The organism is Amphibacillus xylanus NBRC 15112 (assembly GCF_000307165.1).
Lineage (GTDB): Bacteria > Bacillota > Bacilli > Bacillales > Amphibacillaceae > Amphibacillus > Amphibacillus xylanus.
Map to the genome: position 1 here is coordinate 2,008,320 of NC_018704.1, position 14,360 is coordinate 2,022,679.

The following is a 14,360-nucleotide window of genomic DNA, read 5'->3' on the forward strand; positions in this document are numbered from 1 at the left end:
GCATTAGTCACGACCTAGCTACCGCTACCTTACATAAATAATGATAGACCGCTTCATTTTACCCTATCTTTTTTTATACTAAATAAACTTTATAGAACAAAAATAGACAAAAATAGATGGTTTTCGCTATGTACAAACGAGAAAAAATTTCCTAAACTAGTAGAGGATATTCACTAAGGGAGGGCAATTCTATTAATCAATTCGCAGAATGTCGTTTAACGACTAAAACAACAGCAGAAATAGAAAAACTAAGAAGACATATGTATCAAATGTATTTTGAAACAAATGATCCACAAGCACTTTTAACCATTTCACAAGAACTTGACCAAGCGATTAACACGTTATATCTCTCCAACTCACACTAGAGTCATCTCGAGATAGTCTCAAGTTTTATGTCAGTGTACCGATCATTCAATCTTCTCATTAGTTGTTTTATCACCCAAAAATTATTCAATTTGAATAGCAATAGGGGCAAAGGTTTATTTATGCTGCCCAAAAATCAATACCGCATTCAATTGACCGCATAAGCTAAGTGAACTTGGCTTATTTTTTTTTCACAAAAAATACACCTCTATAGGTTAGATTCGTCTATAGAGGTGCAGTTTCCTAATTTGATTATGCTAAAAACTGATTTACAATCGTCATGAAGCCTGATTCAAGTTGTTTAAGTTTTGCTTTAGTCGCTGCTTCTTCATCGCCATTAACAGCAAAGTAAAACTTAATTTTCGGTTCAGTTCCTGATGGACGGGCACAAACCCATGAACCGTCAGCCAATAAATATTTCAATACATTTGATTTTGGCAATTCAATTGTTTCAACAGCTTTCGTTTCAACATTTGTTCTCTCACTACTTAAATAATCTTCAATCGTTACGACTACGTGGTCCGCAAGCTGAACAGGTGGGTGATTTCTAAATTCACGCAGTAATGCTTCAATTTGTTCCGCACCCTCTTTACCTGTCAAAGTAAGTGAACGAAGTGACTCATAATAATAGCCATACTTATTAAAGAGCGCTTGTAAGCCTTGATAAAGCGTCATGCCTTTTAGCTTATAATATGCAGCAACTTCTGCGATTAATAAGCTCGCTTGAACAGCATCTTTATCTCTAACGAAATCACCAATTAAATAGCCGTAGCTTTCTTCATAACCAAAGAGGAATTGACGTTCGCCACTATCTTCATATTCTTTAATTTTTTCACCAATAAATTTAAAACCAGTTAAAGTATCAACTGTCTCCAAGCCATGTGCTGTTGCAATATCTCGACCGATTTCACTTGTTACGATCGTCTTTAATACGGTTGCATTTTTAGCTAGCTTACCTTGAGCTTTCTTTGATTCAATTAAATAATCAAGCATCAATGCACCAACTTGGTTACCAGTTAGAACAACGAATTGATCTGAATCGTCTCTTGTCGCGACACCAACACGGTCTGCATCAGGATCCGTACCGATTAATAGATCTGCTCCCGACTTTTCACCTTGCTGAATGGCTAACGTAAACGCCTCATGTTCTTCTGGGTTTGGTGATTTTACCGTACTGAATTCTGGATCAGGCATTTCTTGCTCTGGTACAACATCAACATGTTTAAAGCCCATTGCCGTTAGACCTTGGCGCACTGGAATGTTTCCAGTTCCATGTAGAGGTGTATAAATAATTTTAAACTCATCAGCAGCCTCTTGAATGACATTTGGTTGCTGGACAATTGTCATTAGTTGTTTTTGATAAGCACGATCAACAGTTTCACCGATCATTTGAATGAGACCTGCTGCTTTTAATTCACTCTCTTCTTTTACTTCAACAGCAAATTCATTTTCAACTTCATTAATTTTGGCAATAATCTCTGCTGCCATATCGAGCGGAATTTGACCACCATCATCATTGTAAACTTTGAATCCGTTATACTCAGGTGGGTTATGGCTTGCTGTAATCATAATACCACTATATGCATGTAAATAACGCACAGCAAAAGATAGCTCAGGTGTTGAACGTAGTGATTCAAAGACATATGTATGAATCCCATGTGACGATAAGGTTTTGGCTGCTTCCATTGCAAACAATGGTGATTTATAACGTGAATCATAAGCGATTGCAACACCACGTTTAACAGCTTCGTCTCCTTTTGAAATAATATATTGCGCTAAGCCTTCCGTTGCCTTACGCACTGTATAGATATTCATTCGGTTCGTCCCAGGTCCTAAGATTCCTCTCAATCCACCAGTACCGAATTCGAGATTTTTGTAAAAGCAATCTTCTAATTTTTTTTCATCATGACTCATTTTCTTTAATTGGTCACGCAACTCAGAGTCTAATTGCTGATACTGATTCCACTTTTCAAAGTGAGTTTGCCATGTCAAACAAATCACCTCCTATAATTAATACTTTAGCACGAATGCTAAAGTCATTATAACAAAATTCAATTATAGTTTATCAAAATTTCATAAAATAAGCAATATTAAACGTGTCAAACATTAATGCGACACGTTTTGATTAATTATTTTCGCTTCCTTTTTAATATTTCGACGCCAAAAGCTGCTAATGTTACCTGATTGGATACTTGTGCTTTCGTTAGTATATTCTGATATTCTTTTTTATCGAGCATGACTTTCGTCTCACGATTATTAAAGTTCATCAGAAAGACAAAATCGGTTGTCTGATTTGATCGTGCAGTGACAGATACGCCTTCTGGTAATGATTGATTAATAACAGGTTCAATGCCTGTTTCGGCTAATAGTCTTTTATAAAAGTCGCGGTGAAATGCTAGATTTTGTCGAGCAGCCATATAGTATGCTTTCCCTTTTCCAAACTGGTTGACAGTTAGTGCGGGACGTCCTTGATAAAAGTCCTTCCCGTAATATGCGAGTGCCTCTGCGTCTTCTAAATGAATTATTTCACACAAATCACGAACCTCATATTCACCTGCTAGTCCTAAGTGATTATTTTGATCAAACTGAATGTAGTTTGTTTCATGATCATAAAGGCCATCGATTTCTTCTGACCAAATCCCTAAAACGTGGCGAAGCGGTCCTGGGAAGCCTGTTAAGTATGTTAAATCTGTCTCATTAACAATACCTGACCAGTATGTTGTCACAAATGTACCACCCGCTTCTACAAATGACTCGACTCTTTTACCGAAATCTTCACTTGTCATATAGACCATTGGGGCAATAACGAGTTTATACTGCAATAGGTCCCGTTCCATGCTAATCACATCAACCGGTATTCCCTGTTCCCAAAATGCTTGATAATGCTCAAGAACTGTTCGTTCATAATGGATACCAATATTTCGTGGTCCTTGTGCGTCGTTAACAGCCCAACGATTTTCAGTATCAAAAATAATCGCTACTTCAGGTTTTACAGATGCAGTAATTAATTCATTCAATTCGGCTAAAACTCTACCAACCTCGGCAACATCTTTAAAGACACGTGTCTTTTCGCCACCATAATGATCAACGACTGCACCATGGAATTTCTCACTAGAGCCTCGACTTTTGCGCCACTGGAAGTATTGCACAGAGTTTGAACCGTGTGCTACTGCTTGGATAGATGATAACAAATGCATCCCTGGCTTTTTGAGCTTACTCATATCTTGCCAATTGGTTGCGCTTGGGGTACTTTCCATTAAATAAAATGGTTGGCCATTTTTCATCGATCGGAACCAATCATGATTCATTGCTGTAAAAGCTGCAATCCGTCGTTCATCCTCCGCTTCGTGCCAGGTTGGATATGAATCCCATGAGATAAAATCAACGACTTGAGCAAATTTATCATAATTTAAGCCATCGTATAAGACCATAAAATTTGCTGTCGCTGGGATGTCTGGATTTTTATCCTTTAATGGTTGTAACTCATGTAGATAAAAGTCTATCGTTTGATCAGTAACAAACCGCTTCCAGTCCAAATTTTGACCGTGAACCATTGTTTCGCCGTGCGGTGCTGGCGATTCAACCTGTGACCAGCTCGTATATGTATGACTCCAAAATGTTGTCCACCAAGCATGATTCAGTTTATCTAATGTTTGATATTTATTTTTCACCCATTTACGAAATGCCTTTTGACAATGATCACAATGACAATCTCCACCATACTCATTAGAAATATGCCATCCGACAATGCCAGGGTGATCTGCATATCGTTCGGCTAACTGGCGATTAATGATTGAGATTTTTTCGCGATATATTGGTGACGTATAGCAGTGATTATGGCGCATACCGTGTAAATTACGAACTCGATTTGCACTGACTCTAAGAACTTCAGGGTATTTCTCTGACATCCAAGTTGGTCTTGCTCCACTTGGTGTTGATAGGAATACGGCCACACCATTTTCATGTAGTCGATCAATGACATGGTCCATCCAACTAAAGTCAAATACGCCTTCTTCCGGTTCAAGCTTTCCCCAAGAAAACATGCCAATCGACATCACATTGACATTTGCTAATTTCATTAATCGTAAATCCTCTTCAAACACCTCAGGATAATCGAGCCACTGTTCTGGATTATAATCTGCTCCGTGGAGCATTTTTGATAACTTTTCACTTAATGGTTTAAACATTTCTCTCATTCCTTATAAAATGAATTTACCTTAATTATAAAATCGCTCAGTGACAAGTTCTACATTAAAATACACCACTAAATCTTCATATTTCTAAATAGAGGTGAATTTTTTGCAATATTTAACCCCATCAAATAGCTTGACAGGGTTCACGTATGTCGGACTGTTTATTTTTGATGCAATTGTCGATATTGTGTCGGTGTCATTCCTTCGCGTTGTTTAAACGTTGCAGCAAAATGGCTGACAGAATTAAAACCAACCATTCTCGCTATTTCTTTTAGAGTCATATCTTTTTCTGTAAGTAGAATCCGTTTTGCCTCTCGAATGCGTAATTGAACTAAAAAGGAATACGGACTCAAGTTAAAGGTTTCGTGAAATAGTTTATTTAAGTATTGCGGGCTTAATTGAGCTTGATTAGAAATTTCCAATAGGCCAATATTTTTATGAAAAGCCTCTTCTAGCCATTCTACTACTGGTTTAATTTTTTCATAAGTTTGCATCCTAGAAATACGATTTTTCATGATAGCATGCTTGTTTAATGCGATAATAAATGAATAAATTTTTGCCGATAGATCCAGATTAATTGTTGATATCTCTGATTTTGAGTCTTGAATAAAGTTTAATATCTCACTGATCATTTGATAGAATAGCTTTTTTTCTGATTCATGATAAACAAATGTATAATTCATCTCAAGAGCATCCATGATCTGCTCGATTGCTAAGCCGCTAAATGTTAAGTACATAGTCGACCATTCCTTAGACTCTTGAGGATTTGGCTGATAGTTATGAGAGGTATAAGGTGTGATCAGAACACCATCACCTTGTTTTAAGATAAATTGTTCCTGATTAATCTGAATCAATCCTTCACCTCGGGCAGTGTGAAGCCATTGGTAATACGGAAGACCTTCAGGACGATTAAACTGTAATTCCTGTGGATTATAGCCTATACTAGTCATATATAGTGGTAACGATTTTTCAATCGGGGAAAATGTATAGCGTACTTTTTTATTCAATCATACCCCACCTTTTTCTTAATCTATTTATGATTATATAAGTTTCTTTTGATCATGGGAAGAAATCATTGAGAATGTTGATAAATTTTCTGGTGTTAGCAAGAATTTTTGTAGGATAGCTAGTATTATATTATTAATTGTTTTACAATAGGTAATGGAAAATAGTTAACCAATCAAAGGAGCGAATTTTTAGTGGCTACTCATGATTTTAGTAAAGAAATGAAAGTGTTTAGTCTAAGTTCAAACAAAAGCCTAGCAAAAGGAATAGCTGAACTTTTAGGTCTTGAATTAGGTAAATTGTCAATCAAGACTTTTAGTGATGGAGAAATTCAAATTAATGTTGAGGAAAGTGTTCGAGGCTTTGATATTTATATTGTTCAATCAACAAATGATCCATCAGATCAACATATTATGGAGTTACTGATTTTACTTGATGCTTTTAGACGTGCATCAGCTAAAACGATTAATGTTGTGATACCTTACTACGGTTATGCACGACAAGATCGTAAGACAAAATCACGTGAGCCAATTACAGCGAAATTAATTGCCGATATGATTGAAAAAGCTGGAGCAGATCGCGTTATCGTTATGGATCTACACGCATCTCAGGTACAAGGGTTTTTCCATATTCCTGTGGATCATATTAGCGGTCTACCAATTATTGCACCGTACTTTATCGAGAAAAATCTAGAAGACGTTGTTGTAGTAGCACCTGATCATGGAAGTGTTAAACGTGCACGTCAGTTTGCTGATATGCTACACGCTCCAATTGCAATCTTAGATCGCCGTGGACCAAGAGAAGTAGATCATCCACTTCTTTCAGTTGTTGGTGATATTAAGGATAAGACAGTTATTCTTCTTGATGACATCATCGATACAGGTAGAAGAGTTTCAACAGGAGCTAAAGCACTTCATGAACATGGAGCGAAAGAAATCTATGCTGCTTGTACACACCCAGTTCTTTCTGGAATTGCGACACAGTATATCGATGAATCACCAATTAAAGAAATGGTGCTGACAGACACAATCTTTATCCAACCAGAATACCGTTCTGATAAAATGACGATTTTAAGCACTGCACCAATTTTCGCAGATGCAATCAAACGCGTTCACTTAGAAAAACCAGTCAGCTCACTGTTCAATTACTAATGATAAAACCTTCACATCAAGTGAAGGTTTTTTTACTTTTAGTATTGTGTTATGCGCGAATTCATAAATTTACGCTCGATCTACGGATTTTATGCGCGATCTGAAAAATTTGCGCTCGATCTACGAAATTTACGTGCGAAATTAATGATTTGCGCTCGAAATGATGAAAAACTTATAGTAAGGAGTGCGCATTTTTCTTTTTGTGTGCGAACGCACTATCAAAGTGTGCGAAATTTCAAAATCGGGTGCGAACGCACTATCAGATAGTGCGAAATTATAAAATTGAGTGCGAATTTCGGGATTTATGTGCGTACGCACCCGAAATGGATATTTCACCCAACACGACGCGTGAATTTTTTCCCAAAACAAAAAGCCCATTGCATGATCACAGCGTTGGACTTAAATTTAATCACTATTTAGCTTAGACTACTTGAAAACTAATCCATGTTTCGAAGGCTTCACCTGGCTCGACAACAATAATTCCCTCTTCACTAGAAAGGTCACCGTCTTTTGCAGTCCAAGGCTCGATACACACAAAATCTCTACCTTCTTCTGACCACAATACAGTGTAGCGAAAATCTTTTGCCAGATCGATATGAACGTCAACATCTTCTAGTTGAGCATCAATATCTGTACGTTTATTTTCTAAAACGACGATTTCACTTAGTTTCTCTAAATCAATCTTACCTGTAAACGCTTTTGTCTCGCCGTCTTTACCGTCGTAATACACTTGTGCTCCGGTATCGATTGAAACAAATTTAGAATTTGTTTTAAAATACGGATGCAAGCCTGGATAAATTGGCATAGGATGACGTCCCGTATTGCGATAAGTTTGATAAATCATGAGTTGATCGTCTTTAAGTGTGTAAGTGAAAATCACTTCAAAATCAAATGGGTACACTTCTTTTGTTCCAATGCTGCTCTCAAATAAAATAGAAATAAACGCTTTATCTTCGTCAGCATATGTCTCAATTACTTCCCATGGGTGAATGCGGGCTAGTCCATGTTCTGGCATTTGATATTCCTGGTTATTCCACTTATATTGATCATCAGGTAGTTTACCTGAGATAGGGAATAGAATCGGAATTCCGCCGCGAACATCTTGTTTACGATCGTAAAATGATTCATCATTTAAGTAAAGCTTTTCTTCCCCGTTTGTACCGTAACCAATAATAATGCCACCACGTTCTGGGCAAACCGTAATCCATGATGTACCTTCCTCGTTTTTGAGTTGGTACAGCTGAAACATTTGCTTTTCAAAACTTTCAATTTTATACATATGTTAGATATCCCCTTAATATTTTTAACTATCTATCTCTATCTATCTAATCAAATGTAGTCTAGGTAACTAAATACCTATAGCTAAATAAAAGCACAGTAATTACATTATACTAGATCTACTAGACTTTTAAAATATTTTTCGTAAATTTTTTTACAGAGAGTTAATAAAAAAGTCGAATATTAGTAGATTCAAATGAAAAAATCGAACCATCAACTCAAAATGGTCCGATTTTTATCCATACTTATTACATCCAATTCACTTGTGTTAATCGATTAATAAATGCTACTGGAAAACGAAATTGCTCGTCATTAATTTGGATCGTTTCAACTTCTTCGTCTTCTTCTTGATTTGATTTAATTAAATTCACTTCTGTATGAAGTGCCTCCATTTTCTTATCAAGCATATGTGCGACCTCTGCCGCTTCAGCTAACTCGTGCTTAATATGTTCAGGGATTTCCCGATTATATTTATAGAAAATTTTGTGCTCTAATGATGCCCAAAAGTCCATCGCAATTGTGCGGATTTGGATCTCGACTAGTACGCGTTGTTCACGATCGGTCATAAATACTGGTACTTCTACAATGAGGTGTAGACTACGATAGCCATTACCTTTTGGATTATTAATATAGTCTTTCTCTTCAATAATATTAACATCCCCATGCTCTTCCAACATTCTATGTATGACATAAATATCAGATTCAAAAGAGCAGGTAATTCTAAGTCCGGCAATATCTCGGATATTTTTACGGATTGACTCTAAAGTTAGCGGACAACCTTTCTTCTGTGCTTTGCGCATAATACTTTCAGGTGTTTTGACTCTAGAGGTGACATGTTCAATTGGATTATAGTCGTGGATATGTTTAAATTCACTTTTTAATAAATCTATTTTAGTTTTCAATTGCTCGAGAGCAAATTTATATCCCATCAAAAATCGTAGTAGTTCTTTTTTTCTATCTTTAAAATGATTAGGATTGATTTCAAGCTCTTCTTTCATAACGAATTAACTCCTTTAATCGTTTTTGCCTACGTCCTTATTTTAACATAGGCAGCGTTTATAAAGCCAAAGAAATGGACAGGCATTTATATCCTATTAAACGAACGAATCGGAAAAAACTTGCAATTGACCATCATTCTGTACATAATTAACTTAGAAAGTGAGGTTTTGATATGAATAAAGTCAATACATTTAGTTTAGGTGAAGAAATTGCAAATGCGATTACACATGGTGTTGGAACGGTATTAAGTGTTGCTGGATTGGTGGTTCTAATCATATTTTCCGCCCTTTACGGGTCCGCTTGGCACGTTGTCAGTTTTACGATTTTTGGTGTGACGATGGTGTTTTTATATACATCATCAACTTTATTGCACAGCTTACCAAATGGCAGGGCAAAAAATGTGTTTGAAATTCTTGATCATTCGTCGATTTACTTTTTTATCGCTGGGACATATACACCGTTTTTATTAGTTGTGATTCGTGGGACGTTGGGATGGACTTTATTCGGTATCGTTTGGGGTATGGCAATTGCGGGGACAATCTTTAAAGTATTTTTCGTCAAACGGTTTGTGCTCTTTTCAACTGTCATGTATGTCTTAATGGGATGGCTCATTGTCTTTGCTTGGCCAACGCTAACTGAGCAATTAGCAAAAGGCGGGATTATCCTCTTAATGCTTGGTGGTCTACTATATACACTTGGTGCGATATTTTATGTTTGGCGCTTTTTCAAATTCCACCATATGGTGTGGCATTTATTTGTCTTAACCGCAACAATCCTCCATTATTTTGCGATCCTTATCTATGTTTTACCGATTTCAATATCATAATATAAAAAACGAGTGATTCTGTTTTAAAACAACAGGTATCACTCGCTTTATTTGATTTAGCTAATCAATTAAGAGTCAATCATATCTCTTACTTTGGCAATTTCCTCATCGCTGATTAAATAATAATATATACCATCGATTGTCGTTCCAGTACCTTCCATCCGGTAATTGACGACATTACGTCTTGTATTGCGATAATTTGTAATGAGCGAAATCATGTCGTTAAACTCCATGTTCGTGCCCATATTTTCGCCTAAAATGTTCGTCAGTTCAACAACACGTGTCGCATTGGCAACTGTTGCACCCTCATTCACAATTCCCTCAATGACTTTACGTTGGCGATCAGTTCTACCAAAGTCGCCTTTAGGGTCTTGCTTTCTCATGCGCACATAACTTAACGTTTTATCGCCATCAAGCTCCACAGGACCAACAGGGAAATTGTAACCACCAGCACTAAATTCTAACTCATTTTGAATTGTAATCGTACCAAGTGCATCAACAAGTTCCGCTAAACCACTCATATTAATTCTAACAAAATAATCAAACTCGACGCCTAAAAAGTTTTCAACTGTTTCAATTGCCATATCAGCACCACCATATGCATAGGCGTGGTTGATCTTTTCAACTGTACCGCGACCAACGATTGTTGCTCTTGTGTCACGCGGGATACTAATCATTTGCATTTCTTCAGTCTCTGGTTTTAATGTCATCACAATCACTGCATCCGAACGACCACGATCTGATGATTCTGCATCGATCCCTAAAAGTAGAATATTAATATTTTCACGTTCTTTAATTTTCTTTTGAGTAAGTTCAGGGTCAATTGACGTTACAGCTTCATACATTTTATTATCAACATTCTTCTTTACACCATTAAAAATGTAAGCAGCATATAGTCCAACTGTTAAAATAATTATACCAATGATGATCAAGGGTGTTAAGACCCACCAATTTCTTTTCTTTTTCGGTTTCAGGCTTTTATTTTCTTGTTGATCCATCGTCATCGTCCTATCTAATAAAAGTTATCGTTAATAACAATAGTATAACAAATTTTTCAGAAGAAACTAGTTTTTTACATGTTTTTTTCTAAAAATTCGACTAATTATTACTTAGTACGCGTCGATTATTGCGTACTTGTTCTATAACTTGGTTATGTGTTTGTTGGAAAAAGGTTTCATTTAGTGGATAACCTTGATTCACTCGATAAACACTATTTTCCCATAATAATTGAGCTGTCTTATCAAGCATGGATGGTTTGCCGATTGCTGGTTGATTCAACACTTCTAAATAAAACTCACCTAAATTGTCTTGATCAAACAGTGGATGATTTGTTGACAACGCGTGGAGATTTAATAAATCGTCTGAAAGTGCTCGAACAAGATTCCAAACGATACTTTTATTATTCGCATTTTTAGGGATTGTAGCCACTAATCCCGTTTCTTTATCGATGCCGCGCATGCCAAACGGAAGTGTCGTTACACGCCACTTGCCTTCTTGCTCTGGGAACCAATCATGAATAATATCGTCCATAAAGCTAGCGCCTTGAATCATCACTAGTCGATCATTCTTTAAGGCCTGGTGTCCTGGCGTTCGCCAAATTGACAGGTCAAGATCATAATCTAGTCGATCCAACTCAATTAATACGTCAATTAAGTTTGAAAAAGGCTCTGCTTGATATAGGTACTGATAGTCACCATCAAATGGATATGTCGTATCGAGTGCCCACTCTAAAATCGTTTGAGTTGATTCATATGCATAAAGGCCATCTTCATACAGTGTGGTCACCATATTTAGCCAATTGTCAACATCACTAATATATGCTGCTAATTCATCTGGATCAGTCGGAAAACCATATTCCCCAAGAATATCCGCTCGATACAATGTTACATAAGGGAAAAAATGAATCGGAAAACCATACATTTCTCCATCATCATTAATATATTTCTCTAACTCACGTGTTGGACGTTTGCTAAAAAATTGATGGTTATAATATGGCTCAACATTTAATGTTTCAAACATATCTAAACCTGAGAAAGCACCGACATCTTGTGCAGAGATAATCATTAAATCTGGCTCATTGTTTGTTAATAATGCTTCATAATAAGTATCGACTAAATCCAATCGATCAACAACTGTCACTTCAAATTCATATTCTTCATACTGATGACTGAAATATCTTAGTGTATTTGAAACGACATCTTCAGGAGTCCAAATTTCAATTAATTTATTATTATTGATCTCATTTTCTGAAACTAAGCTTGGACTTTCAGAAAAATAACTCTGATACTCCTTTTCCTCAGGTAACTGACAGGCGACTAGGATTAAAATTAGAATTAAACTGATCATGAATTTGACAGTCCGCATAGTTAATTACCTCTTTCAGGTGCAAAATTTATGCCTTGTTTTTCTTTGTTTTTTAGTTCATACATGGCCTGGTCTGCTGCATTAAGTAATGCATCAATTGAGTCTCCATGATTCGGATATAAACTAACACCAATACTTGCAGAAATATAAACATCGTCACCTTTAATCTTAAATGGTTTCGATAATTCTGTAAGGATTGACTCACCTAATTGCTTAACGTCTTCAAATTCTCGATGACGAACAACCCCGATAAACTCATCCCCAGCGAGGCGATAAAAGCTTAACTGATCACAATCATCACATAACGCTCGAAAACGATCGGCAATATCAATTAATAATTGATCACCACTACTGTGACCGTACGTATCATTGACAAGCTTAAATTTATCAAAATCAATAAACAAAATCGCAAATTGGTCAATACGCTGTTCCAATAAATCCTCTAAATCAAGATAGAATGAACGACGATTTGGAAGTAATGTTAAATTGTCATGATGGGCAACTTGATAAAGTGCTTGCTCTGACTTTTGTAATTGTTCTGTTTTTTCCTCTAATTCTAAGAACATCTTTTTCAGGCGATCGCCTACAATGCCTATATTTACGGCAAGCTGAGAAAACTCGAATATTCTAGAAACAGGAACTGTAATCTCATTCTGATCTAGCATCGTTGATGGCAACTTAGATGCGAGCGTATTTAATTGTGAAAGCTGTCGCGTTAATATACCATCAGCTATTAAACCAAAAATAAATGCTGAGAAAAAGACTATTAAGATTAATAAATAATATAAAAATAGCTCTGAAACAAACGGAATAAACTGACTAGGTAAAGGCATGATCAAATGAATGTCTTTATCTAAAATAGTCGTTCTATGCAAAAAGTGACCATTATACCAATTATGAATCGCTTCACCAGTTGAGTCGATCCAAATATCTTGATGTTCACTTAATTCTATAATGTATCCACGCTTCATCTTCTGATCGAGGAATCGATAATCGATGGCATCAGCAGTATTGGTAAACAATGACTGGTCTTCATTAAATACATATACAGTAGTGTCTGTATCCGCAACAAATTGCTCGATTAATTGATTAAAGAAACCACGTTCAACTGTGGAACCTAATAGGAATCTTTGAACTTCTCGCTCATCTAATCGATTAATATACTCATTTATAACATTATCAAAGCTAGCTGCTCGTTCTTCATAATAATGAACTGTTTCACTATATTTAATAAAAATATTCATTCCGGTAATTAAGATTAATGGTAAAATCGCCACTACGACAATGACATTAAAGATCACTTGACCAAAAAAGATCGGGCGCTTTAATGTAATTCCTTTTCTTAAATAAGGCATGTACGGGAAGTAAACAGTAACTAAATCGATAAATAGAGCAATAAGAATATATAAAATACTATGTTGGATATAAACAAAGAATATAAGAAAAGTCAGTTCGTCAAATCCTAAATAAAAATAATTGAACAGGAAATTTATTGACGCAAGAATTAACACAGTCAAAAATGTCCAAGTAAACAAATCCTTTTTCTTGCGATTATAAAATAAAGCTAGAATGATCGTATGAATTAATGCAGTAATCGCAAAGCGTAAATTTCCAGATTCAAAAAAGATTAGTGTACTAATAAGTGTACTAGTTATAACTGCATAATGAAGCGGCAAAAACCGAACAGCTAACATATATCCTATTAATGATAGATTAATAGAAATTCCAAAAAACACAGGCAAATTTAATAAGTGAGCACAAAAACTAGTTACAATGATTATTATAGCTATTGAAAGGTTTCTTCTCATTGGCCTGCATCTCCCACTGATTAACAAATATGATCAATTTTATTATATGACTAAAGTAGCTACATAACATAGCGTTTAATTATGAATCCGCTTTCTCACTTATATTATAAGTAATTTCGAGTAATTTGTATCCCATTTTCAGAATTGCATTACTTTTTTACTAATTAATATCTATATTAAGCGTTTTACCGAGTTTATCTAGTCATACATTACCGCAGAAACTCGCTAATAACTATGAATTTATTGTAGAATAATTGACCATCATGCTTCTCGGTTTTGCTAGTTTACAAACGTTAATGATAGATTTCGAAGTTTACAACTTAATGACAGTCACGTTAAATCAACTGAAATATAGATTATTAGCAAAAATCAT

The 14,360-nt window shown here is 35.8% G+C and carries 11 protein-coding genes; 3 read left to right on the plus strand and 8 right to left on the minus strand.

From position 1 onward, the window contains the following. Nucleotides 1-239: 239 nt before the first annotated feature. Nucleotides 240-365 carry a Spo0E family sporulation regulatory protein-aspartic acid phosphatase gene (locus tag AXY_RS13205; RefSeq protein WP_407919040.1) on the plus strand — a complete coding sequence of 42 codons (126 nt, stop codon included), beginning with the start codon at nucleotides 240-242 and terminating at the stop codon, nucleotides 363-365. 250 nt (nucleotides 366-615) lie between these two features. On the opposite strand, the gene AXY_RS09795 is transcribed toward AXY_RS13205, so the two are convergent. From AXY_RS09795 to AXY_RS09805, 3 genes are all read right to left on the minus strand, one after another. Next, nucleotides 616-2,355 (minus strand): phospho-sugar mutase, encoded by a 1,740-nt coding sequence (locus tag AXY_RS09795; protein ID WP_015010652.1) that lies wholly within the window; start codon nucleotides 2,353-2,355, stop codon nucleotides 616-618. A 137-nt stretch (nucleotides 2,356-2,492) separates the two neighbouring features. After that, nucleotides 2,493-4,559: a beta-galactosidase gene (locus AXY_RS09800; protein WP_015010653.1), complete on the minus strand. Its 2,067-nt coding sequence runs from the start codon at nucleotides 4,557-4,559 to the stop codon at nucleotides 2,493-2,495. A gap of 158 nt (nucleotides 4,560-4,717) precedes the next feature. Next, entirely contained in the window at nucleotides 4,718-5,563 is an 846-nt protein-coding gene (locus tag AXY_RS09805; RefSeq protein WP_015010654.1) for an AraC family transcriptional regulator, read from the minus strand. 219 nt (nucleotides 5,564-5,782) lie between these two features. On the opposite strand from AXY_RS09805, the gene AXY_RS09810 reads away from it, so the two are divergent. Further along, nucleotides 5,783-6,712: a ribose-phosphate diphosphokinase gene (locus tag AXY_RS09810; protein ID WP_041450353.1), complete on the plus strand. Its 930-nt coding sequence runs from the start codon at nucleotides 5,783-5,785 to the stop codon at nucleotides 6,710-6,712. A gap of 421 nt (nucleotides 6,713-7,133) precedes the next feature. Here AXY_RS09810 and AXY_RS09815 read toward each other — a convergent pair whose 3' ends face one another. Both AXY_RS09815 and AXY_RS09820 read right to left on the minus strand, forming a co-directional pair. After that, nucleotides 7,134-7,991 carry an aldose epimerase family protein gene (locus AXY_RS09815; protein WP_015010656.1) on the minus strand — a complete coding sequence of 286 codons (858 nt, stop codon included), beginning with the start codon at nucleotides 7,989-7,991 and terminating at the stop codon, nucleotides 7,134-7,136. 247 nt (nucleotides 7,992-8,238) lie between these two features. Further along, on the minus strand, nucleotides 8,239-8,988 hold the full coding sequence (locus tag AXY_RS09820) for a GTP pyrophosphokinase (RefSeq protein ID WP_015010657.1): 750 nt from the start codon (nucleotides 8,986-8,988) through the stop codon (nucleotides 8,239-8,241). Nucleotides 8,989-9,161: 173 nt separating this feature from the next. Here AXY_RS09820 and trhA point away from each other — a divergent pair, with 173 nt between their 5' ends. Next, complete coding sequence (gene trhA, locus AXY_RS09825) at nucleotides 9,162-9,815, plus strand: PAQR family membrane homeostasis protein TrhA (RefSeq protein WP_015010658.1); 654 nt, start codon at nucleotides 9,162-9,164, stop codon at nucleotides 9,813-9,815. 68 nt (nucleotides 9,816-9,883) lie between these two features. Here trhA and AXY_RS09830 read toward each other — a convergent pair whose 3' ends face one another. The 3 genes from AXY_RS09830 to AXY_RS09840 form a co-directional block, all read right to left on the minus strand. Beyond that, complete coding sequence (locus AXY_RS09830; protein WP_015010659.1) at nucleotides 9,884-10,813, minus strand: LCP family glycopolymer transferase; 930 nt, start codon at nucleotides 10,811-10,813, stop codon at nucleotides 9,884-9,886. Between the two features lie 100 nt (nucleotides 10,814-10,913). Next, nucleotides 10,914-12,179 (minus strand): type 2 periplasmic-binding domain-containing protein, encoded by a 1,266-nt coding sequence (locus AXY_RS09835; protein WP_015010660.1) that lies wholly within the window; start codon nucleotides 12,177-12,179, stop codon nucleotides 10,914-10,916. 2 nt (nucleotides 12,180-12,181) lie between these two features. Further along, nucleotides 12,182-13,987: a GGDEF domain-containing protein gene (locus AXY_RS09840; protein ID WP_041450170.1), complete on the minus strand. Its 1,806-nt coding sequence runs from the start codon at nucleotides 13,985-13,987 to the stop codon at nucleotides 12,182-12,184. Nucleotides 13,988-14,360 lie beyond the last annotated feature (373 nt).

Excerpts from the sequence above, each read along its gene's own strand:
- AXY_RS09800 (WP_015010653.1), bottom strand. The coding sequence starts at position 4,559 with ATGAGAGAAATGTTTAAACCATTAAGTGAAAAGTTATCAAAAATGCTC.
- AXY_RS09810 (WP_041450353.1), top strand. The coding sequence starts at position 5,783 with ATGAAAGTGTTTAGTCTAAGTTCAAACAAAAGCCTAGCAAAAGGAATA.
- AXY_RS09815 (WP_015010656.1), bottom strand. The coding sequence starts at position 7,991 with ATGTATAAAATTGAAAGTTTTGAAAAGCAAATGTTTCAGCTGTACCAA.
- AXY_RS09820 (WP_015010657.1), bottom strand. The coding sequence starts at position 8,988 with ATGAAAGAAGAGCTTGAAATCAATCCTAATCATTTTAAAGATAGAAAA.
- trhA (WP_015010658.1), top strand. The coding sequence starts at position 9,162 with ATGAATAAAGTCAATACATTTAGTTTAGGTGAAGAAATTGCAAATGCG.
- AXY_RS09830 (WP_015010659.1), bottom strand. The coding sequence starts at position 10,813 with ATGGATCAACAAGAAAATAAAAGCCTGAAACCGAAAAAGAAAAGAAAT.
- AXY_RS09835 (WP_015010660.1), bottom strand. The coding sequence starts at position 12,179 with ATGCGGACTGTCAAATTCATGATCAGTTTAATTCTAATTTTAATCCTA.
- AXY_RS09840 (WP_041450170.1), bottom strand. The coding sequence starts at position 13,987 with ATGAGAAGAAACCTTTCAATAGCTATAATAATCATTGTAACTAGTTTT.